Origin of the sequence: Escherichia sp. TW09308, assembly GCF_000208565.1 — a bacterium.
GTDB classification, from domain to species: Bacteria; Pseudomonadota; Gammaproteobacteria; order Enterobacterales; family Enterobacteriaceae; genus Escherichia; species Escherichia marmotae.
The window spans coordinates 3730683-3751121 of the sequence record NZ_AEME01000001.1; the positions used below are offsets into that span (position 1 = coordinate 3730683).

Consider the following 20439-nt stretch of genomic DNA (forward strand, 5'->3'; position numbering starts at 1 on the left):
ATTATATAAATAACGTTATTTCACTCTTAGGATTTTGTTATTTAAATTACACCGGCAACTCCTTGCGTCTATTACAGATAAATCCTACTTTTTTATTGCCTTCAAATAAATTTAAGGAGTTCGAAATGGACCAGAAGTTGTTAACGGATTTCCGCTCAGAACTACTAGATTCACGTTTTGGCGCAAAGGCAATTTCCACTATCGCGGAATCGAAACGTTTTCCGCTGCATGAAATACGCGATGACATCGCATTCCAGATTATCAATGATGAATTATTTCTCGACGGTAACGCCCGTCAGAATCTGGCGACTTTCTGCCAGACCTGGGACGATGAAAATGTCCATAAATTGATGGATTTGTCGATAAATAAAAACTGGATCGACAAAGAAGAATACCCGCAATCTGCAGCAATTGACCCAGAAGGAGACACATTATGGCAGTTCGTGGAATTAACAAGGTTGTACTCATTGGTCGCCTGGGTAAAGACCCGGAAGTCCGTTACATCCCCAACGGGGGCGCAGTGGCAAACCTGCAGGTGGCCACGTCTGAAAGCTGGCGCGACAAACAGACGGGGGAGATGCGGGAGCAGACGGAATGGCACCGCGTGGTGCTGTTCGGCAAGCTCGCGGAAGTGGCAGGTGAATATCTGCGCAAGGGCGCGCAGGTCTACATCGAAGGTCAGCTTCGCACCCGTAGCTGGGAGGATAACGGTATCACCCGTTATGTCACCGAAATTCTTGTTAAGACCACGGGCACCATGCAGATGCTGGGACGTGCCGCAGGTGCTCAGACTCAGCCGGAAGAGGGGCAACAGTTCAGCGGTCAGCCTCAGCCGGAACCACAGTCGGAGGCCGGTACGAAAAAAGGAGGCGCAAAAACGAAAGGTCGTGGACGTAAAGCCGCGCAGCCGGAGCCTCAGCCGCAACCGCCGGAGGGGGAGGATTACGGGTTTTCAGACGATATCCCGTTCTGACTGGCCTGAATGTGATAACCGCCCCGCCCTGTGCGGGGCATCACCGGAGAGATGAGGATGAGCGAATATTTCAGAATACTTCAGGGGCTGCCTGATGGTCCTTTTACCCGCAAACATGCCGAAGCTGTTGCTGAACAGTACCGGAACGTCTTTATCGAGGATGACCACGGAGAACAGTTTCGCCTGGTTGTCCGTAATAACGGTGCAATGGTCTGGCGTACCTGGAATTTTGAGGACGGTGCCGGGTACTGGATGAACCATGTCATCCGGGATTTCGGGATTCTTAAGTAAGAGAGGTGCCGGACGGGGACACGTCCGGCAGACAATCATTATTACCGTTTTGGGAGGTACTAACTATGTCAGTTACAGAGTTTAAGGCAAAAACGGGGCGTAAATCCAGCCGTAAACCGTCAAAAGAGCAGGAGACTGCACTGTCTGCCCTGCTGGCGCAGACGGAGGAAGTGAGCGTGCCGCTGGCCTCACTGATTAAATCACCGCTGAATGTGCGCACGGTGCCGTATTCTGCGGAGTCCGTCAGCGAACTGGCAGGGTCCATTCAGGGCGTCGGCCTGCTGCAGAATCTGGTCGTGCATGCCCTGCCTGGTGACCGCTACGGTGTCGCCGCAGGTGGCCGCAGACTGGCAGCACTCAATATGCTGGCAGAGCGTGGCATCATTCCGGCTGACTGGCCTGTCCGCGTGAAAATTATTCCGCAGGAACTGGCGACGGCGGCATCGATGACCGAGAACGGTCATCGTCGGGATATGCATCCTGCCGAGCAGATTGCCGGATTCCGTGCAATGGCGCAGGAAGGCAAAACACCGGCACAAATCGGTGATTTGCTGGGCTATTCACCCCGCCACGTTCAGCGAATGCTGAAACTGGCAGACCTTGCGCCTGTCATCCTCGATGCGCTGGCAGAAGACCGCATCACCACCGAACACTGTCAGGCGCTGGCGCTGGAGAACGACACCGCGCGTCAGGTGCAGGTGTTTGAAGCCGCCTGCCAGTCAGGATGGGGTGGAAAACCGGAAGTACAGACCATTCGTCGTCTGGTGACTGAAAGTGAAGTGGCGGTGGCGGGGAACAGTAAATTCCGCTTCGTGGGGGCTGATGCCTTCTCGCCAGATGAACTGCGCACTGACCTGTTCAGCGACGACGAGGGTGGCTATGTGGACTGCGTTGCGCTCGATGCCGCCCTGCTGGAAAAACTCCAGGCTGTCGCTGAACACCTTCGGGAAGCCGAAGGCTGGGAATGGTGCGCCGGACGCATGGAGCCTGTCGGTGAGTGCCGTGAGGATGCCGGAACATACCGCTGTCTGCCGGAGCCGGAAGCGGTGCTGACGGAGGCGGAAGAAGAACGCCTGAACGAACTGATGACGCGTTACGACGCGCCGGAAAATCAGTGTGAGGAATCCGACTTGCTGGAAGCAGAAATGAAGCTGATGCGCTGCATGGCGAAGGTCAGAGCGTGGACGCCGGAGATGCGTGCCGGAAGCGGTGTGGTGGTGTCCTGGCGTTACGGTAATGTGTGTGTCCAGCGTGGTGTGCAGTTGCGCAGTGAGGATGACGTGGCTGACGACGCTGACCGCACGGAACAGGTGCAGGAGAAAGCGTCAGTGGAGGAAATCAGTCTGCCACTGCTGACGAAAATGTCTTCCGAACGCACGCTGGCAGTCCAGGCAGCACTGATGCAGCAACCGGACAAATCTCTGGCACTGCTGGCATGGACGCTCTGCCTGAATGTATTTGGCAGCGGAGCGTACAGTAAACCAGCACAAATCAGCCTGGAATGTAAACATTATTCGCTGACCAGCGATGCGCCATCGGGGAAGGAAGGTGCCGCATTCATGGCGATGATGGCAGAAAAAGCCCGTCTTGCTGCCCTGTTACCGGAGGGATGGGCATGGGATATGACGACGTTCCTGTCACTCAGCCAGGAGTTGCTGTTATCCCTGCTCAGTTTCTGCACCGCATGCAGCATCCACGGCGTTCAGACCCGTGAGTGTGGTCACACGTCACGCAGTCCGCTTGACCCGCTGGAAACCGCTATCGGATTCCACATGCGCGACTGGTGGCAGCCGACAAAAGCAAACTTCTTCGGACACCTGAAAAAGCCGCAGATTATCGCAGCCCTGAATGAGGCAGGACTGTCCGGTGCTGCACGGGACGCGGAGAAGATGAAGAAAGGCGATGCGGCTGAACATGCAGAGCACCATATGAAAGACAACCGCTGGGTGCCTGGCTGGATGTGTGCACCACGTCCACAGACGGATACCACTGAACGCACCGATAACCTGGCTGATGCCGCCTGATGAACAACCACACCGCCCCGCCGGAGACGGGGCGGCAGCAAGGGAGATACCGTGATGAAAACTGAACTGACCCTGAATGTATTACAGACCATGAACGCACAGGAATATGAAGATATCCGGGCTGCCGGAAGTGATGAACGCCGTGAGCTGACACACGCCGTGATGCGGGAGCTGGATGCGCCGGACAACTGGACGATGAACGGCGAGTACGGCAGCGAGTTTGGCGGATTTTTCCCCGTCCAGGTCCGTTTCACGCCTGCCCACGAACGTTTTCACCTGGCGTTATGTTCACCGGGTGACGTCTCTCAGGTCTGGGTGCTGGTTCTGGTGAATGCCGGTGGTGAGCCGTTTGCAGTGGTTCAGGTACAGCGACGGTTTGCACCGGAAGCCGTCAGCCATTCACTGGCACTGGCGGCGTCACTGGATGCGCAGGGGTACAGCGTTAACGACATCATCCATATCCTGATGGCGGAAGGAGGTCAGGTATGAGCGCACGTTCACAGGCACTGGTTCCCCTCAGTACAGAGCAACAGGCCGCATGGCGGGCGGTGGCGGAGACGGAAAAACGCCGCCATCAGGGAAACATGCTGGCGGAATATCCGTATGCGGGGGCATTTTTCCGCTGTCTGAACGGAAGCCGCAGGATATCGCTGTCTGACCTGCGATTTTTCATGCCATCCCTGACCGCAGAAGAACTGCGCGGCAACCGTTCTCAGTGGCTGTATGCCGTCGATGTGCTGATTGAAACACAGGGCGAGGTCTGCCTTCTTCCCCTTCCCGGTGATGCAGCAGAGCGGCTGTTCCCGTCGGTACGGTTCCGCGTCAGGGAGCGCAGTCGCCATAAATCCGCGCTGGTCATGCAGAAGTACAGCCGTCAGCAGGCACGGGAGGCAGAGCAGAAAGCCCGTGCGTACCAGGCGCTGGTCGCTCAGGCGGAAATCGAACTGGCATTCCATTCGCCGGAAACAGTCGGAAGCTGGCATGCACGCTGGAGTGACCGGGTGGCAGAGCATGACCTGGAAACCCTGTTCTGGCAGTGGGGCGAGCGTTTTCCGTCACTGGCCGGAATGGAACGCTGGCAGTGGCAGGATATGCCGTTCTGGCAGGTCATCGCGGAAGCCAGTCTGGCAGCCAGAGAGGCCGGTCATGCCGTCCGTGAGATGGAGCGATGGATGGTGCCGAACAAACTCAGGGAGGCAGCGTGATGCGGCAACAATCACACGGATTTCCCGTGAACGGTCTGAATGAGCGGGTTATTTTCAGGAAAAGTGAGTGTGGTCAGCGTGCAGGTATATGGGCTATGATGTGCCCGGCGCTTGAGGCTTTCTGCCTCATGACGTGAAGGTGGTTTGTTATCCTGTCGTGTGGCAGAAAGCAGAAAGCCCCGTAGTTAATTTTCATTAACCCACGAGGCCCACTGTATGTCTCATCCACGTCAGTATGGCCTCTTACCGTGCAAATTGCAAGGAGGAGTAAACCATGAAACTACCGGGAAACGCCCTTATCTGGTGCGTATTAATCGTGTGCTGCACGTTGTTGATATTCACACTCCTGACCCGGAATCGTCTGTGCGAAGTCCGGCTGAAGGACGGATACAGGGAGGTTACGGCAACAATGGCTTACGAATCCGGCGGTAAGTAGCAACCTGGAGGCGGGCGCAGGCCCGCCTTTTCAGGGCTGATGCTGGCCTGACTGCACTGAAGCGCCTTTATGAAGGGACTGCTGGTTTATCCGTTTTCCGGCAGTCCCTTTTTCCTTACTGGCATTGTGCGGGCATGAACAACCAGGCAGCCAGGAAGGCCGTTTCCCTTCGGGAACGGGGATGAACGCGCGCCTGCGGCGCCCGTTCTTCTCCCCCGCCTTCTCTGGTTATGGCCAGTCAGAAATCACATCACCTTCCCTGTGATTATTCTCTTTTCCCTCCTGTTCTGATTCTGATTACTGCTGCCCTGATTACTGTCTGTTTTGTTGTTCTCCTGCCTGTGTCTTTCCCGGGCCGATGCAGGAGGAATTATGAGCGCATTTTCTTTTAACACCACTTATCAGCCAACCGGCGATCAGCAGAAGGACGCAATCGCACAAATCGACATCATGCAGAGTCGTGCTGTTCAGGCAAATCTTGTATACCAGAGCAGCCTGGATGCGGAAACGCTGATGAAACAGTTAGGGCAAATCAATGATGAACTGGGGGCGCTGTTGGATAGCCTGGAAAATCACACGCCAGTTATCAGAAAAAAAGCCAGTGATTTGAGTGCACTGATGATGCTTTTCAGCCAACAGGCCGGTCAGCCCATGACCAGTCCGGTGTGATGATTTTTCCCCTGATTGTTGTCGATTTGTTAATAATAATCAGGGGCAGGAAATTAAGCGAAAAAATTTTTGACTTATTTTTTCTTTCAGCGAGGAGTGAATATTATGCGACTGGCTTCCCGTTTTGGCCGATATAATTCCATTCGCCGTGAGCGCCCGTTAACGGATGACGAATTAATGCAGTTTGTGCCGTCTGTTTTTTCTGATGACAAACATGAATCCCGGAGTGAGCGTTATACATATATCCCAACCATCAATATCATCAATAAGTTACGTGATGAAGGTTTCCAGCCGTTCTTTGCCTGTCAGAGTCGGGTTCGTGATTTGGGGCGTCGCGAATGCAGTAAACATATGTTACGTCTTCGCAGGGAAGGGCATATTAATGGGCAGGAAGTTCCTGAAATTATCCTGCTTAATTCACATGATGGTTCATCCAGTTATCAGATGATCCCCGGAATTTTTCGTTTTGTCTGCACAAATGGCCTGGTGTGCGGGAATAATTTTGGTGAAATCCGCATTCCGCATAAAGGCGATATTGTCGGGCAGGTTATCGAGGGAGCATATGAAGTGCTCGATGTCTTTGATAAGGTCACTGGCGCTAACAGAGGCGATGAAAGAAATTCATCTTAACAGTGACGAGCAACATTTATTTGGCAGGGCTGCACTGATGGTCAGGTATGAGGATGAAAATAAAACGCCAGTGACGCCTGAACAAATAATTACTCCCCGTCGTCGGGAGGATAAACAGAACGATCTCTGGACGACCTGGCAGCGGGTTCAGGAGAATATGATAAAAGGTGGATTACCGGGAAAAAGTGCCTCCGGTAAAAATACAAGGACAAGAGCCATTACAGGCATTGATGGTGACATCCTTCTCCTCTCAATAAAATATCCACAGCGACGCGATGCGTTATTGCTGGTTTTTGTTATCTCTGACAAACTCTTGTAAACAGAGTTATCCACAGTGTCGGGCTGTAATCTTAATTTCAGGAAAACTTCGCACGGTGAATAGTAATTTTTTAACGTGTTGATATTTAAGTTGAAAAATAAGGTTGTGATTTGTCGTATTGATCACTTGACGATTTTTTCTGGCTTGAATTGCAATGTGTTTTTAATTTTATTCACAAGCTGTGGATGAATCAGGCGTCACGTGGTAGGCCTTTTTCTATCACGCGAACCAGACGCTGTTTTTTCGGTAGTTGCACCTCGACCACGCAGGCATTTCGTCGCTCGATTTGCTGCGCAATCGCCCACTCTATGTGTTCATCGAGAAGTGGGTGTTCACCTTTCCGACTGTTCAGTGCAGCCAGAATCGCTTCATCCCAGGGCGCATTTCCTAGTGCTACGGCGATATTTCGCAGCCAGCGTAAGTGACCAATCCGCCTAATCGCTGATCCTTCCGTGACTTTTAAAAACTTCTCTTCGCTCCAGGCAAAAAGCTCAATGAGCTCCGGCGCATGTAACGGTTTACGCGGGCTGAAATCATCTTCAGTTGTCAGTTGTGAATAGCGATTCCACGGGCAGATAAGCTGACAATCATCGCAACCGTAAATACGGTTTCCCATTAATGGCCGTAGTTCTTCCGGGATTGCTCCTTCCAGTTCAATGGTGAGATAAGAGATACAGCGGCGAGCATCGACGGTATATGGTTCCACGATGGCTCCGGTCGGGCAAATCGTCATGCAGGCAACGCATTTACCACATCCTTCCTCAACCGGTTGATCCACAGGTAGCGGAATATCAACCAGCAGTTCGCCTAAAAAGAAGAACGAACCAGCTTCGCGATTAAGAATAAGTGAGTGCTTACCTGTCCAGCCAAGACCTGCTTTTTCAGCTAACGGACGCTCAAGAATAGGCGCAGAGTCGACAAACGGTCTAAAATTCAGCGAAACACAATGTTGCTGAATCATCTCGCCCAGCTTTTTGAGTCGGTTGCGCAGAAGTTTGTGATAGTCACGGCCCAGCGCATAACGGCTAACATAGCCGAGTTTGGGATTTTTCAGCGTGCTGGCAAATGCGGCGTTGGCAGGAAGATAATTCATCCGCACGCTGATCACGCGCAGTGTACCGGGCAATAACTCGTGGGGGCGGGCGCGCAGCATACCGTGACGCGCCATCCAGTCCATTTCGCCATGGTATTGTTTGTCCAGCCATGCTTGCAGTTTTGGCTCGGACTCGCTGAGATCGGTATCGGTAATACCTACTTGCTGAAAGCCCAGTTCCAGCCCCCACTGTTTAATTTTTTGCGCTAACTGATTGAGATCGAGGGGCTCTGACATGACGGACCATACAATGAAGAAAAACCCCGTAAGTATACCACACACCGTCTGGCACGCCGACGATATCCGCCGTGGCGAACGCGAGGCGGCGGATGCGCTGGGGCTAACGCTCTATGAACTGATGCTTCGTGCGGGGGAAGCCGCGTTTCAGGTGTGTCGTACCGCTTATCCTGACGCCCGTCATTGGCTGGTGCTGTGCGGTCATGGCAATAACGGTGGCGATGGGTATGTGGTCGCGCGGCGGGCAAAAGCCATCGGCATTGAGGTCACGCTGCTGGCCCAGGAGAGCGACAAACCGTTGCCAGAAGAGGCCGCACAAGCGCGCGATGCATGGTTAAACGCGGGAGGCGAGATTCATGCTTCGAATATTGTCTGGCCTGAGTCGGTGGATCTGATAGTTGATGCGCTGCTCGGCACCGGATTGCAGCAAGCGCCCCGTGAACCCATCAGTAAATTAATCGATCATGCCAATACTCATCCTGCGCCGATTGTGGCAGTTGATATTCCTTCCGGCCTGTTAGCACAAACCGGAGCCACGCCAGGTGCGGTGATCAACGCCTCTCACACCGTGACCTTTATTGCCCTGAAACCAGGCTTGCTAACCGGGAAAGCGCGGGATGTAACCGGGGATCTGCATTTTGACTCGCTGGGGCTGGATAGGTGGCTGGCAACTCAGGAGGCGAAAATTCAGCGCTTTTCCGCATCGCAACTTTCTCACTGGCTGAAACCGCGTCGCCCGACATCACATAAAGGCGATCACGGGCGACTGGTGATTATCGGTGGCGATCACGGCACGGCGGGCGCGATCCGTATGGCGGGCGAAGCGGCGCTGCGTGCTGGTGCTGGTTTGGTCAGAGTGCTGACGCGCAGTGAAAACATTGCGCCGTTGCTGACCGCGCGCCCGGAATTGATGGTATACGAACTGACTGCGGAATCCTTAGCTGATAGCCTGGAATGGGCCGATGTGGTGGTGATTGGCCCTGGTCTGGGTCAGCAAGAGTGGGGGAAAAAAGCCCTACAAAAAGTCGAGAATTTTCGCAAACCGATGTTGTGGGATGCCGATGCATTGAACCTGCTGGCAATCAATCCCGATAAGCGTCACAATCGCGTGATCACGCCGCATCCTGGCGAGGCTGCACGGTTGTTGGGCTGTTCCGTGGCTGAAATTGAAAGTGACCGCTTACATTACGCACAACGTCTGGTACAACGTTATGGTGGTGTAGCGGTGCTGAAAGGTGCCGGAACCGTGGTCGCTGCACATCCTGATGCGTTAGGTATTGTTGACGCCGGAAATGCAGGTATGGCCAGTGGCGGCATGGGCGATGTGCTCTCTGGTATTATTGGCGCATTGTTAGGGCAGAAACTGACGCCGTATGATGCTGCCTGTGCCGGTTGTGTTGCGCACGGTGCGGCGGCCGATGTGCTGGCAGCGCGTTTTGGTACGCGCGGGATGCTGGCAACCGATCTCTTTTCCACGCTACAGCGTATTGTTAACCCGGAAGTGACTGATAAAAACCATGATGAATCGAGTAATTCCGCTCCCTGACGAGCAGGCAACATTAGACCTGGGCGAACGGGTAGCTAAAGCCTGCGATGGCGCTACCGTAATCTATCTGTATGGCGATTTAGGTGCAGGTAAAACCACCTTCAGCCGGGGTTTTTTACAAGCTCTGGGCCATCAGGGTAATGTCAAAAGCCCCACCTATACGCTGGTCGAACCCTATACGCTCGACAAATTAATGGTTTATCACTTTGATTTGTACCGCCTTGCCGATCCCGAGGAGCTGGAGTTTATGGGGATCCGCGATTATTTTGCCCACGATGCCATCTGCCTGGTGGAATGGCCACAACAAGGTACAGGTGTTCTTCCTGACCCGGATGTCGAAATACACATTGATTATCAGGCACAAGGCCGTGAGGCGCGCGTGAGTGCTGTTTCCTCTGCGGGTGAATTGTTGCTGGCGCGTTTAGCCGGTTAACCTTTAAAAGGTGGCGGGATGATGTATCGCATCAAAAATTGGTTGGTGGCGGCATTGGTGCTGTTGTGCGCACAGGCTGGTGCCGCTACGCTCTCTGATATTCAGGTTTCTAATGGCAGTGAGCAGGCGCGGATAACGTTGAGTTTTATTGGCGATCCTGATTATGCCTTTAGCCATCAAAGCAAACGCACTGTGGCGCTGGATATTAAACAAACCGGTGTAATTCAGGGGCTACCGTTGTTGTTCAGTGGCAATAATTTGGTAAAAGCTATTCGCTCTGGCACGCCAAAAGATGCGCAAACGCTGCGGTTGGTGGTCGATCTTACCGAAAACGGTAAAACCGAAGCGGTGAAGCGGCAGAATGGTAGCAATTACACAGTCGTCTTTACGATTAACGCCGATGTACCGCCACCGCCCCCTCCGCCGCCTGTGGTTGCTAAACGCGTTGAAACACCTACGGTTGTCGCACCGCGCGTAAGTGAACCTGCGCGCAATCCGTTTAAAACTGAAAGCAACCGCACAACAGGTGTCATCAGCAGCAATACGGTAACGCGTCCGGCAGCGCGCGCGACGGCTAACACTGGCGATAAAATTGTCATCGCCATTGATGCCGGGCACGGCGGTCAGGACCCAGGCGCTATCGGCCCTGGCGGTACGCGGGAGAAAAATGTCACCATCGCCATTGCGCGTAAATTGCGTACTTTGCTCAATGCCGATCCGATGTTTAAGGGGGTTTTAACCCGTGACGGGGATTACTTTATTTCGGTGATGGGGCGTAGTGACGTCGCACGTAAGCAAAACGCCAATTTCCTCGTGTCGATTCACGCCGATGCCGCACCGAACCGCAGTGCCACCGGCGCTTCTGTATGGGTGCTCTCGAACCGTCGCGCAAACAGTGAAATGGCAAGCTGGCTGGAACAGCACGAGAAACAGTCAGAGTTGCTGGGCGGTGCTGGTGATGTGCTGGCAAACAGCCAGTCGGATCCGTACTTAAGCCAGGCAGTGCTGGATTTACAGTTCGGTCATTCCCAGCGGGTAGGGTATGATGTGGCGACCAGTATGATCAGCCAGTTACAACGCATTGGCGAAATTCATAAACGTCGACCAGAACACGCCAGCCTTGGCGTTCTGCGTTCGCCGGATATCCCGTCAGTACTGGTCGAAACCGGTTTTATCAGCAATAACAGCGAAGAGCGTTTGCTGGCGAGCGACGATTATCAACAGCAGTTAGCAGAAGCCATTTACAACGGCCTGCGCAATTATTTCCTTGCGCATCCGATGCAGTCTGCGCCGCAGGGCGCAACTGCGCAGACAGCCAGTACTGCCACGACGTCAGATCGCACGCTGCCAAACTAAGGATTATTGATGCCAATTCAGGTCTTACCGCCACAACTGGCGAACCAGATTGCCGCAGGTGAGGTGGTCGAGCGACCTGCGTCGGTAGTCAAAGAACTGGTGGAAAACAGCCTCGATGCGGGGGCGACGCGCATTGATATTGATATCGAACGTGGCGGGGCGAAACTTATCCGCATTCGTGATAACGGCTGCGGTATCAAAAAAGATGAACTGGCGCTGGCGCTGGCGCGTCATGCCACCAGTAAAATCGCCTCTCTGGACGATCTCGAAGCCATTATCAGCCTGGGCTTTCGCGGTGAGGCGTTGGCGAGTATCAGTTCGGTTTCCCGCCTGACACTCACTTCGCGCACCGCGGAACAGCAGGAAGCCTGGCAGGCTTATGCCGAAGGGCGTGATATGGATGTGACGGTTAAACCTGCTGCCCATCCGGTGGGAACGACGCTGGAAGTGTTGGATCTGTTCTACAACACCCCGGCGCGGCGCAAATTCATGCGCACCGAGAAAACGGAATTTAACCATATTGATGAGATTATCCGGCGTATTGCACTGGCGCGTTTCGATGTGACCATCAACCTGTCACATAACGGAAAAATCATGCGCCAGTACCGCGCGGTGCCGGAAGGCGGGCAAAAAGAGCGCCGTTTAGGGGCGATTTGTGGCACCGCTTTTCTCGAACATGCGCTGGCGATTGAATGGCAGCACGGTGACCTCACGCTGCACGGCTGGGTCGTAGATCCGACTCACACCACGCCCGCGCTGGCAGAAATTCAGTATTGCTACGTGAATGGGCGCATGATGCGCGATCGCCTGATCAATCACGCGATCCGCCAGGCCTGCGAAGATAAACTGGGGGCCGACCAACAACCGGCGTTTGTGTTGTATCTTGAGATCGACCCGCATCAGGTGGATGTTAACGTGCACCCTGCCAAACACGAAGTGCGTTTTCATCAGTCGCGCCTGGTGCATGATTTTATCTATCAGGGTGTGTTAAGCGTGCTGCAACAGCAACTGGAAACGCCTTTGCCGTTGGAGGGTAACGCTCAGCCAGCACCGCGTCCTGTACCAGAAAACCGCGTGGCAGCAGGGCGTAATCATTTTGCTGAACCGGCAGTTCGTGAGCCAGCAGCCCAGCGCTACTCTCCTGCTCCAGCAACAGGCAGCCGCCAGGCCGCTCCGTGGCCGAACGCACAGCCAGGCTACCAGAAACAGCAAGGCGAAGTGTATCGCCAGCTTTTGCAAACGCCTGCGCCAATGCACAAACCAAAAGCGTCAGAACCGCAGGAACTTACGCTGGCAGCGAATGGTCAAAGCTTTGGTCGGGTGCTGACTATCGTCCATTCTGACTGTGCGCTGCTGGAACGCGACGGCAAAATTTCACTTTTAGCCCTGCCGGTAGCGGAACGCTGGTTGCGTCAGGTGCAACTGACACCGGGTGAATCGCCAGTTTGCGCCCAGCCGTTGCTTATTCCGTTGCGGCTAAAAGTCTCTGGCGAAGAAAAATCGGCATTAGAAAAAGCGCAGTCTGCCCTGGCAGAGTTAGGCATTGAATATCAGTCCGATGCGCAGCATGTGACCATCAGGGCCGTGCCTTTACCCTTACGCCAACAAAATTTACAAATCTTGATTCCTGAACTGATAGGCTACCTGGCAAAGCAGTCCGTATTCGAACATGGCAATATTGCGCAGTGGATTGCACGAAATCTGACGAGCGAACATGCACAGTGGTCAATGGCACAAGCCATTACCCTACTGGCGGACGTAGAACGGTTATGTCCTCAGCTTGTGAAAACGCCGCCGGGTGGTCTGTTACAATCTGTTGATTTACATCCGGCGATAAAAGCCCTGAAAGATGAGTGATATCAGTAAGGCGAGCCTGCCTAAGGCAATTTTTTTGATGGGGCCAACGGCCTCCGGTAAAACGGCGCTGGCTATTGAGCTGCGTAAAATTTTACCAGTAGAGTTGATAAGCGTTGATTCTGCCCTTATTTACAAAGGGATGGATATCGGGACGGCGAAGCCGAACGCTGAAGAGTTACTCGCCGCGCCGCACCGATTGCTGGATATTCGCGATCCGTCGCAGGCTTATTCGGCTGCTGATTTTCGCCGCGATGCGCTGGCGGAAATGGCCGATATCACCGCGGCGGGGCGGATCCCGCTGTTGGTAGGCGGTACGATGTTGTATTTCAAGGCGTTACTGGAAGGGTTGTCGCCGCTACCGTCGGCGGACCCGGAAGTACGGGCCAGAATTGAGCAACAGGCGGCAGAGCAAGGTTGGGAGTCATTGCACCGTCAACTTCAGGAGATCGATCCGGTTGCGGCAGCAAGGATTCATCCAAATGATCCACAAAGGCTTTCCCGGGCACTGGAAGTTTTTTTCATTTCGGGTAAAACTTTAACGGAACTGACGCAAACGTCAGGAGACGCTCTACCGTATCAGGTGCATCAGTTCGCCATCGCCCCGGCGAGCCGTGAACTGCTCCATCAACGAATTGAGCAGCGTTTTCATCAGATGTTGGCTTCAGGTTTTGAAGCAGAAGTCCGGGCGCTTTTTGCCCGAGGAGATTTGCATACGGATTTGCCTTCCATTCGTTGCGTGGGTTATCGCCAGATGTGGTCTTACCTTGAAGGCGAAATCTCATACGATGAAATGGTTTATCGAGGTGTTTGCGCCACGAGACAGTTGGCGAAGCGGCAAATAACCTGGCTGCGTGGTTGGGAAGGGGTTCACTGGCTTGACAGTGAAAAACCAGAACAGGCGCGTGACGAAGTATTACAGGTTGTTGGTGCTATCGCAGGCTGAATGTGTACAATTGAGACGTATCGTGCGCAATTTTTTCAGAATCGAAAGGTTCAAAGTACAAATAAGCATATAAGGAAAAGAGAGAATGGCTAAGGGGCAATCTTTACAAGATCCGTTCCTGAACGCACTGCGTCGGGAACGTGTTCCAGTTTCTATTTATTTGGTGAATGGTATTAAGCTGCAAGGACAAATCGAGTCTTTTGATCAGTTCGTGATCCTGTTGAAAAACACGGTCAGCCAGATGGTTTATAAGCACGCGATTTCTACTGTTGTCCCGTCTCGCCCGGTTTCTCATCACAGTAACAACGCCGGTGGCAGTACCAGCAGTAACTACCATCATGGTAGCAGCGCGCAGAATACTTCCGCGCAACAGGACAGCGAAGAAACCGAATAAGGTTTTGGGCTGTTTTTTTACACGGGGAGCCAGCGATCCTGCGTTCCCCGCTGATCTATTTAGAGGGTTATACGCTTGTTTGACCGTTATGATGCTGGTGAGCAGGCGGTGCTGGTACACATCTATTTTACGCAAGACAAAGATATGGAAGACCTCCAGGAGTTTGAATCTCTGGTCTCTTCCGCCGGTGTCGAAGCATTGCAGGTGATTACCGGTAGCCGTAAAGCGCCGCACCCAAAGTATTTTGTTGGTGAAGGTAAAGCCGTTGAAATTGCGGAAGCCGTAAAAGCGACGGGTGCTTCGGTCGTTCTTTTTGACCATGCACTGAGTCCGGCGCAGGAGCGTAACCTGGAGCGTTTGTGCGAATGTCGTGTTATCGACCGCACTGGTCTTATTTTAGATATTTTCGCCCAACGTGCACGTACTCATGAGGGTAAGTTGCAGGTTGAGCTGGCGCAGTTGCGCCATCTGGCCACGCGCCTGGTGCGTGGTTGGACCCACCTTGAAAGACAGAAAGGCGGGATCGGTTTGCGTGGGCCGGGCGAAACCCAGCTCGAAACCGACCGTCGTTTGTTGCGTAATCGCATTGTGCAGATACAGTCGCGCCTGGAAAAAGTTGAAAAGCAGCGTGAGCAGGGGCGGCAATCGCGCATCAAAGCCGACGTTCCTACAGTTTCGCTGGTGGGATATACCAACGCCGGTAAATCTACCCTTTTCAATCGCATCACCGAAGCACGGGTTTATGCGGCAGACCAGTTGTTTGCCACCCTCGACCCTACGTTGCGGCGTATTGACGTCGCGGATGTCGGTGAAACCGTACTGGCGGATACCGTAGGGTTCATTCGCCACTTGCCGCACGATCTGGTGGCGGCGTTTAAAGCCACGTTGCAAGAGACGCGGCAAGCCACATTGCTGCTGCACGTCATTGATGCGGCAGATGTGCGCGTACAGGAGAACATCGAAGCGGTGAATACGGTTCTTGAAGAGATCGATGCTCACGAGATCCCAACCCTGCTGGTGATGAACAAGATCGATATGCTGGACGATTTCGAACCGCGTATTGATCGAGATGAAGAGAACAAACCGATTCGTGTCTGGCTTTCCGCGCAGACCGGAGCGGGGATACCACAGCTTTTTCAGGCTTTGACGGAGCGGCTTTCCGGTGAGGTGGCGCAGCATACATTGCGTTTGCCGCCGCAGGAAGGGCGTCTGAGAAGCCGTTTTTATCAGCTTCAGGCAATAGAAAAAGAGTGGATGGAGGAGGACGGCAGCGTAAGTCTGCAAGTTCGTATGCCGATCATTGACTGGCGTCGCCTCTGTAAACAAGAACCGGCGTTGATCGATTACCTGATCTAACCGGCAAAGCGTCTGAAGCGTGGAGTCATATCCTCTGGCGTCGAAAGACAACAGGGATCACCGCATAACAAATATGGAGCACAAACATGGCGTGGAATCAGCCCGGTAATAACGGACAAGACCGCGACCCGTGGGGAAGCAGCAAACCTGGCGGCAACTCTGAGGGAAATGGAAACAAAGGCGGTCGTGATCAAGGGCCACCTGATTTAGATGATATCTTCCGCAAACTGAGCAAAAAGCTCGGTGGACTGGGCGGCGGCAAAGGCACTGGATCTGGCGGTGGTAGTTCATCGCAAGGTCCGCGCCCGCAGCTTGGCGGTCGTGTCGTTACCATCGCAGCGGCAGCGATTGTCATTATCTGGGCGGCCAGTGGTTTCTACACCATTAAAGAAGCCGAACGTGGCGTGGTAACACGCTTTGGTAAATTCAGCCATCTGGTTGAGCCGGGTCTGAACTGGAAACCGACGTTTATCGACGAAGTCAAACCGGTGAACGTAGAAGCCGTGCGTGAACTGGCTGCTTCCGGTGTGATGCTGACGTCGGACGAAAACGTGGTGCGCGTTGAGATGAACGTGCAGTACCGCGTAACCAATCCGGAAAAATACCTGTATAGCGTGACCAGCCCGGATGACAGTCTGCGTCAGGCAACCGACAGCGCCCTGCGTGGAGTTATCGGTAAATACACCATGGACCGCATTCTGACGGAAGGTCGTACTGTGATTCGTAGCGATACCCAGCGCGAACTGGAAGAGACGATTCGTCCGTATGACATGGGTATCACGCTGCTGGACGTCAACTTCCAGGCCGCTCGTCCGCCGGAAGAAGTAAAAGCCGCGTTTGACGATGCGATTGCTGCGCGTGAAAACGAACAGCAATACATTCGTGAAGCAGAGGCGTATACCAACGAAGTTCAGCCGCGTGCGAACGGTCAGGCGCAACGTATCCTCGAAGAGGCGCGTGCGTACAAGGCTCAGACTATCCTGGAAGCCCAGGGTGAAGTGGCGCGCTTTGCTAAACTTCTGCCGGAATATAAAGCCGCGCCGGAAATTACTCGCGAGCGTCTGTATATCGAGACGATGGAAAAAGTGTTGGGTAACACCCGCAAAGTGCTGGTTAACGATAAAGGTGGCAACCTGATGGTTCTGCCGTTAGACCAGATGCTGAAAGGCGGCAACGCGCCTGCGGCGAAGAGCGACAACGGTGCCAGCAACCTGCTGCGTCTGCCGCCAGCCTCTTCCTCCACAACCAGTGGAGCAAGCAACACGTCGTCCACCAGTCAGGGCGATATTATGGACCAACGCCGCGCCAACGCGCAGCGTAACGACTACCAGCGTCAGGGGGAATAACGATGCGTAAGTCAGTTATCGCGATTATCATCATCGTGCTGGTAGTGCTTTACATGTCTGTCTTTGTCGTCAAAGAAGGTGAGCGCGGTATTACGCTGCGTTTTGGTAAGGTACTGCGTGACGATGACAACAAACCTCTGGTTTATGAACCGGGTCTGCATTTCAAGATACCGTTCATTGAAACGGTGAAAATGCTCGACGCACGTATTCAGACCATGGACAACCAGGCAGACCGCTTTGTGACCAAAGAGAAGAAAGACCTGATCGTCGACTCTTACATCAAATGGCGCATCAGCGATTTCAGCCGTTACTACCTGGCAACGGGCGGCGGCGATATTTCGCAAGCAGAAGTGCTGCTGAAACGTAAGTTCTCTGACCGTCTGCGTTCTGAAATTGGTCGTCTGGATGTGAAAGACATCGTCACTGATTCTCGTGGTCGTCTGACCCTCGAAGTGCGTGACGCGCTGAACTCTGGTTCTGCGGGGACGGAAGATGAAGTGTCTACGCCTGCGGCAGATAACGCTATCGCAGAAGCCGCTGAACGTGTAACGGCAGAGACTAAGGGCAAGGTTCCGGTCATCAACCCGAACAGTATGGCTGCGCTGGGTATTGAAGTTGTCGATGTGCGTATCAAGCAGATCAACCTGCCGACCGAAGTGTCTGAAGCGATTTACAACCGTATGCGCGCCGAGCGTGAAGCGGTAGCGCGTCGTCACCGTTCACAAGGTCAGGAAGAAGCGGAAAAACTGCGCGCGACTGCCGACTATGAAGTGACCAGAACGCTGGCAGAAGCAGAGCGTCAGGGTCGTATCATGCGCGGTGAAGGTGATGCCGAAGCGGCTAAACTGTTTGCTGATGCATTCAGCAAGGACCCAGACTTCTACGCGTTCATCCGTAGCCTGCGTGCCTACGAGAATAGCTTCTCCGGTAATCAGGACGTGATGGTCATGAGCCCGGACAGCGATTTCTTCCGCTACATGAAGACGCCGAGCTCCGCGACGCGTTAAGATAACGACCGCGGTACAGGTAAATAAAGCCACCGCATCCTCAGGGATGCCGGTGGTTTTCTTTTTCTATAAGGACAATGAATGAATTCGACAATCTGGCTGGCGCTTGCTCTGGTTTTGGTGCTGGAAGGTTTAGGGCCGATGCTTTACCCACAGGCGTGGAAGAAATGATCTCCGCGATGACCAATTTACCCGATAATATTTTACGCCGTTTTGGCGGTGGACTTGTGGTTGCGGGCGTTGTGGTCTACTACATGTTGAGGAAAACGATTGGCTGAGCAAAAAATAGACTGACTAAGGTCATTTTTGGATGCAAAAAGTGCTGTAACTCTGAAAAAGCGATGGTAGAATCCATTTTTAAGCAAACGGTGATTTTGAAAAATGGGTAACAACGTCGTCGTACTGGGCACCCAATGGGGTGACGAAGGTAAAGGTAAGATCGTCGATCTTCTGACTGAACGGGCTAAATATGTTGTACGCTACCAGGGCGGTCACAACGCAGGCCATACTCTCGTAATCAACGGTGAAAAAACCGTTCTCCATCTTATTCCATCAGGTATTCTTCGCGAGAATGTAACCAGCATCATCGGTAACGGTGTTGTGCTGTCTCCGGCTGCGCTGATGAAAGAGATGAAAGAACTGGAAGACCGTGGCATCCCCGTTCGTGAGCGTCTGCTGTTGTCTGAAGCATGTCCGCTGATCCTTGATTATCACGTGGCGCTGGATAACGCACGTGAGAAAGCGCGTGGTGCGAAAGCGATCGGCACCACGGGTCGTGGTATCGGGCCGGCCTACGAAGATAAAGTAGCACGTCGCGGTTTGCGTGTTGGCGACCTTTTCGACAAAGAAACCTTCGCTGAAAAACTGAAAGAAGTGATGGAATATCACAACTTCCAGTTGGTTAACTACTACAAAGTTGAAGCGGTTGATTACCAGAAAGTTCTGGATGATGTGATGGCGGTTGCTGACATCCTGACTTCTATGGTGGTTGACGTTTCTGACCTGCTCGACCAGGCGCGTCAACGTGGCGATTTCGTCATGTTCGAAGGTGCGCAGGGTACGCTGCTGGATATCGACCACGGTACTTATCCGTACGTAACTTCTTCCAACACCACTGCGGGTGGCGTGGCGACCGGTTCCGGCTTGGGGCCGCGTTATGTTGATTACGTTCTGGGTATCCTCAAAGCTTACTCCACTCGCGTTGGCGCAGGTCCGTTCCCGACTGAACTGTTTGATGAAACCGGCGAGTTCCTCTGCAAGCAGGGTAACGAATTTGGCGCGACAACGGGTCGTCGCCGTCGTACCGGCTGGTTGGACACCGTTGCTGTTCGTCGTGCGGTACAGTTGAACTCTCTGTCTGGCTTCTGCCTGACCAAACTGGACGTTCTGGACGGCCTGAAAGAGGTGAAACTCTGCGTGGCCTACCGTATGCCGGATGGTCGCGAAGTGACCACCACTCCGCTGGCAGCAGATGACTGGAAAGGCGTTGAGCCGATTTACGAAACCATGCCGGGTTGGTCTGAATCCACCTTTGGCGTGAAAGATCGTAGCGGTCTGCCGCAGGCAGCGCTGAACTACATCAAGCGTATTGAAGAGCTGACCGGTGTGCCGATCGATATCATCTCTACTGGTCCGGATCGTACTGAAACCATGATTCTGCGCGACCCGTTCGACGCGTAATTCTGGTACGCCCGGCAGATCTTTTGCCTGCCGGGCTAGCAGTGTGATACATTACTGTGTCGGGTAAGCCATTACGCTATCCGACACAGTGTTAAATCCTCGCTTTTTTCCTTCCCCAAACTGAAATAAATTAGCGACACAGCTTGTGGCTGGTTTATCATCAATGTAAATGTATTTTTTCCCGCTTTCCCTTTTTTGAGGTTGATGTGCAGTTAACGAGTTTCACTGATTACGGATTACGCGCGCTGATCTACATGGCATCATTGCCAGAAGGGCGGATGACCAGCATTTCTGAAGTGACTGACGTCTACGGCGTTTCCCGTAATCATATGGTCAAAATAATCAATCAACTTAGTCGTGCCGGCTACGTGACTGCTGTTCGTGGAAAAAATGGCGGCATTCGCCTGGGTAAACCGGCGAGTGCTATACGTATTGGTGATGTGGTGCGCGAGCTGGAACCCTTATCGTTGGTGAATTGCAGCAGTGAGTTTTGCCACATCACACCTGCCTGTCGGTTGAAGCAGGCACTTTCAAAGGCCGTGCAAAGTTTTCTTACGGAACTGGATAACTACACGCTTGCCGATTTGGTTGAAGAGAATCAACCGCTTTATAAATTATTGCTGGTGGAGTGACGAAAATCTTCA

General features: G+C 53.3%; 19 protein-coding genes and 4 pseudogenes. 22 read left to right on the forward strand and 1 reads right to left on the reverse strand.

Going from position 1 to position 20439, the window contains the following annotated elements:
- Positions 1-125: 125 nt before the first annotated feature.
- The 10 genes and pseudogenes from ESM_RS1000000127140 to ESM_RS1000000129160 form a co-directional block, all read left to right on the forward strand.
- Positions 126-416: pseudogene (locus ESM_RS1000000127140) on the forward strand (pyridoxal-dependent decarboxylase); the annotation flags it as partial.
- Between the two features lie 17 nt (positions 417-433).
- The gene (locus ESM_RS0117865) at positions 434-973 is read left to right on the forward strand and encodes a single-stranded DNA-binding protein (protein ID WP_000290855.1); all 540 of its coding nucleotides are present in this window, start codon (positions 434-436) and stop codon (positions 971-973) included.
- 57 nt (positions 974-1030) lie between these two features.
- Complete coding sequence (locus tag ESM_RS0117870; protein ID WP_000005998.1) at positions 1031-1264, forward strand: DUF905 family protein; 234 nt, start codon at positions 1031-1033, stop codon at positions 1262-1264.
- Positions 1265-1329: 65 nt separating this feature from the next.
- On the forward strand, positions 1330-3288 hold the full coding sequence (locus tag ESM_RS0117875; RefSeq protein ID WP_000117102.1) for a ParB/RepB/Spo0J family partition protein: 1959 nt from the start codon (positions 1330-1332) through the stop codon (positions 3286-3288).
- A 54-nt stretch (positions 3289-3342) separates the two neighbouring features.
- Positions 3343-3777: a conjugation system SOS inhibitor PsiB gene (gene psiB / locus ESM_RS0117880; RefSeq protein ID WP_000845922.1), complete on the forward strand. Its 435-nt coding sequence runs from the start codon at positions 3343-3345 to the stop codon at positions 3775-3777.
- Positions 3774-4536 (forward strand): annotated as a pseudogene (locus ESM_RS0117885) (plasmid SOS inhibition protein A). The gene psiB and the pseudogene ESM_RS0117885 overlap by 4 nt, the downstream one beginning before the upstream one ends.
- A 173-nt stretch (positions 4537-4709) precedes the next feature.
- Positions 4710-4862 (forward strand): annotated as a pseudogene (locus ESM_RS1000000129155) (DUF5431 family protein); the annotation flags it as partial.
- Positions 4807-4929: a Hok/Gef family protein gene (locus ESM_RS0117895; protein WP_223200913.1), complete on the forward strand. Its 123-nt coding sequence runs from the start codon at positions 4807-4809 to the stop codon at positions 4927-4929. The pseudogene ESM_RS1000000129155 and the gene ESM_RS0117895, both read left to right, overlap by 56 nt.
- A gap of 372 nt (positions 4930-5301) precedes the next feature.
- On the forward strand, positions 5302-5598 hold the full coding sequence (locus ESM_RS0117900) for a hypothetical protein (RefSeq protein ID WP_001272244.1): 297 nt from the start codon (positions 5302-5304) through the stop codon (positions 5596-5598).
- A gap of 105 nt (positions 5599-5703) precedes the next feature.
- Positions 5704-6547, forward strand: a pseudogene (locus tag ESM_RS1000000129160) (DUF932 domain-containing protein).
- 190 nt (positions 6548-6737) lie between these two features.
- Here the strand turns inward: ESM_RS1000000129160 and queG are convergent.
- On the reverse strand, positions 6738-7877 hold the full coding sequence (gene queG, locus ESM_RS0117910; protein ID WP_001294210.1) for a tRNA epoxyqueuosine(34) reductase QueG: 1140 nt from the start codon (positions 7875-7877) through the stop codon (positions 6738-6740).
- On the opposite strand from queG, the gene nnr reads away from it, so the two are divergent.
- The 12 genes from nnr to nsrR all read left to right on the forward strand — a co-directional run bounded on the left by nnr (position 7876) and on the right by nsrR (position 20427).
- On the forward strand, positions 7876-9423 hold the full coding sequence (gene nnr / locus ESM_RS0117915) for a bifunctional ADP-dependent NAD(P)H-hydrate dehydratase/NAD(P)H-hydrate epimerase (RefSeq protein ID WP_010379592.1): 1548 nt from the start codon (positions 7876-7878) through the stop codon (positions 9421-9423). The two genes, queG and nnr, sit on opposite strands and share 2 nt — an antisense overlap.
- Entirely contained in the window at positions 9395-9856 is a 462-nt protein-coding gene (gene tsaE / locus ESM_RS0117920) for a tRNA (adenosine(37)-N6)-threonylcarbamoyltransferase complex ATPase subunit type 1 TsaE (protein WP_000981973.1), read from the forward strand. Before nnr ends, tsaE begins: the two co-directional genes overlap by 29 nt.
- A gap of 18 nt (positions 9857-9874) precedes the next feature.
- Positions 9875-11212: an N-acetylmuramoyl-L-alanine amidase AmiB gene (gene amiB / locus ESM_RS0117925; protein ID WP_000990259.1), complete on the forward strand. Its 1338-nt coding sequence runs from the start codon at positions 9875-9877 to the stop codon at positions 11210-11212.
- A gap of 9 nt (positions 11213-11221) precedes the next feature.
- Complete coding sequence (gene mutL / locus ESM_RS0117930) at positions 11222-13069, forward strand: DNA mismatch repair endonuclease MutL (protein ID WP_001122492.1); 1848 nt, start codon at positions 11222-11224, stop codon at positions 13067-13069.
- Positions 13062-14012: a tRNA (adenosine(37)-N6)-dimethylallyltransferase MiaA gene (gene miaA / locus ESM_RS0117935; RefSeq protein WP_001280339.1), complete on the forward strand. Its 951-nt coding sequence runs from the start codon at positions 13062-13064 to the stop codon at positions 14010-14012. The genes mutL and miaA overlap by 8 nt, the downstream gene beginning before the upstream one ends.
- Positions 14013-14097: 85 nt before the next feature.
- Positions 14098-14406, forward strand: coding sequence for an RNA chaperone Hfq (gene hfq / locus ESM_RS0117940; protein ID WP_001051887.1), 309 nt, complete (start codon positions 14098-14100; stop codon positions 14404-14406).
- 75 nt (positions 14407-14481) lie between these two features.
- Positions 14482-15762, forward strand: coding sequence for a ribosome rescue GTPase HflX (hflX, locus tag ESM_RS0117945; RefSeq protein ID WP_000460354.1), 1281 nt, complete (start codon positions 14482-14484; stop codon positions 15760-15762).
- An 86-nt stretch (positions 15763-15848) separates the two neighbouring features.
- On the forward strand, positions 15849-17108 hold the full coding sequence (gene hflK / locus ESM_RS0117950) for an FtsH protease activity modulator HflK (protein WP_000312488.1): 1260 nt from the start codon (positions 15849-15851) through the stop codon (positions 17106-17108).
- Positions 17109-17110: 2 nt separating this feature from the next.
- Positions 17111-18115: a protease modulator HflC gene (gene hflC, locus ESM_RS0117955; protein ID WP_001232407.1), complete on the forward strand. Its 1005-nt coding sequence runs from the start codon at positions 17111-17113 to the stop codon at positions 18113-18115.
- A gap of 77 nt (positions 18116-18192) precedes the next feature.
- Positions 18193-18393, forward strand: coding sequence for a DUF2065 family protein (locus tag ESM_RS1000000128525; RefSeq protein WP_237708212.1), 201 nt, complete (start codon positions 18193-18195; stop codon positions 18391-18393).
- Between the two features lie 103 nt (positions 18394-18496).
- Positions 18497-19795, forward strand: a complete 1299-nt coding sequence (gene purA / locus ESM_RS0117965) for an adenylosuccinate synthase (protein WP_000527967.1) — start codon at positions 18497-18499, stop codon at positions 19793-19795.
- Between the two features lie 206 nt (positions 19796-20001).
- Positions 20002-20427 (forward strand): nitric oxide-sensing transcriptional repressor NsrR, encoded by a 426-nt coding sequence (nsrR, locus tag ESM_RS0117970; protein WP_001177639.1) that lies wholly within the window; start codon positions 20002-20004, stop codon positions 20425-20427.
- Positions 20428-20439 lie beyond the last annotated feature (12 nt).

Coding starts and splice junctions, on each gene's coding strand:
- ESM_RS0117865 (WP_000290855.1), top strand. CDS start 434: ATGGCAGTTCGTGGAATTAACAAGGTTGTACTCATTGGTCGCCTGGGT.
- ESM_RS0117870 (WP_000005998.1), top strand. CDS start 1,031: ATGAGCGAATATTTCAGAATACTTCAGGGGCTGCCTGATGGTCCTTTT.
- ESM_RS0117875 (WP_000117102.1), top strand. CDS start 1,330: ATGTCAGTTACAGAGTTTAAGGCAAAAACGGGGCGTAAATCCAGCCGT.
- psiB (WP_000845922.1), top strand. CDS start 3,343: ATGAAAACTGAACTGACCCTGAATGTATTACAGACCATGAACGCACAG.
- ESM_RS0117900 (WP_001272244.1), top strand. CDS start 5,302: ATGAGCGCATTTTCTTTTAACACCACTTATCAGCCAACCGGCGATCAG.
- nnr (WP_010379592.1), top strand. CDS start 7,876: ATGACGGACCATACAATGAAGAAAAACCCCGTAAGTATACCACACACC.
- queG (WP_001294210.1), bottom strand. CDS start 7,877: ATGTCAGAGCCCCTCGATCTCAATCAGTTAGCGCAAAAAATTAAACAG.
- tsaE (WP_000981973.1), top strand. CDS start 9,395: ATGATGAATCGAGTAATTCCGCTCCCTGACGAGCAGGCAACATTAGAC.
- amiB (WP_000990259.1), top strand. CDS start 9,875: ATGATGTATCGCATCAAAAATTGGTTGGTGGCGGCATTGGTGCTGTTG.
- mutL (WP_001122492.1), top strand. CDS start 11,222: ATGCCAATTCAGGTCTTACCGCCACAACTGGCGAACCAGATTGCCGCA.
- miaA (WP_001280339.1), top strand. CDS start 13,062: ATGAGTGATATCAGTAAGGCGAGCCTGCCTAAGGCAATTTTTTTGATG.
- hfq (WP_001051887.1), top strand. CDS start 14,098: ATGGCTAAGGGGCAATCTTTACAAGATCCGTTCCTGAACGCACTGCGT.
- hflK (WP_000312488.1), top strand. CDS start 15,849: ATGGCGTGGAATCAGCCCGGTAATAACGGACAAGACCGCGACCCGTGG.
- hflC (WP_001232407.1), top strand. CDS start 17,111: ATGCGTAAGTCAGTTATCGCGATTATCATCATCGTGCTGGTAGTGCTT.
- ESM_RS1000000128525 (WP_237708212.1), top strand. CDS start 18,193: ATGAATGAATTCGACAATCTGGCTGGCGCTTGCTCTGGTTTTGGTGCT.
- purA (WP_000527967.1), top strand. CDS start 18,497: ATGGGTAACAACGTCGTCGTACTGGGCACCCAATGGGGTGACGAAGGT.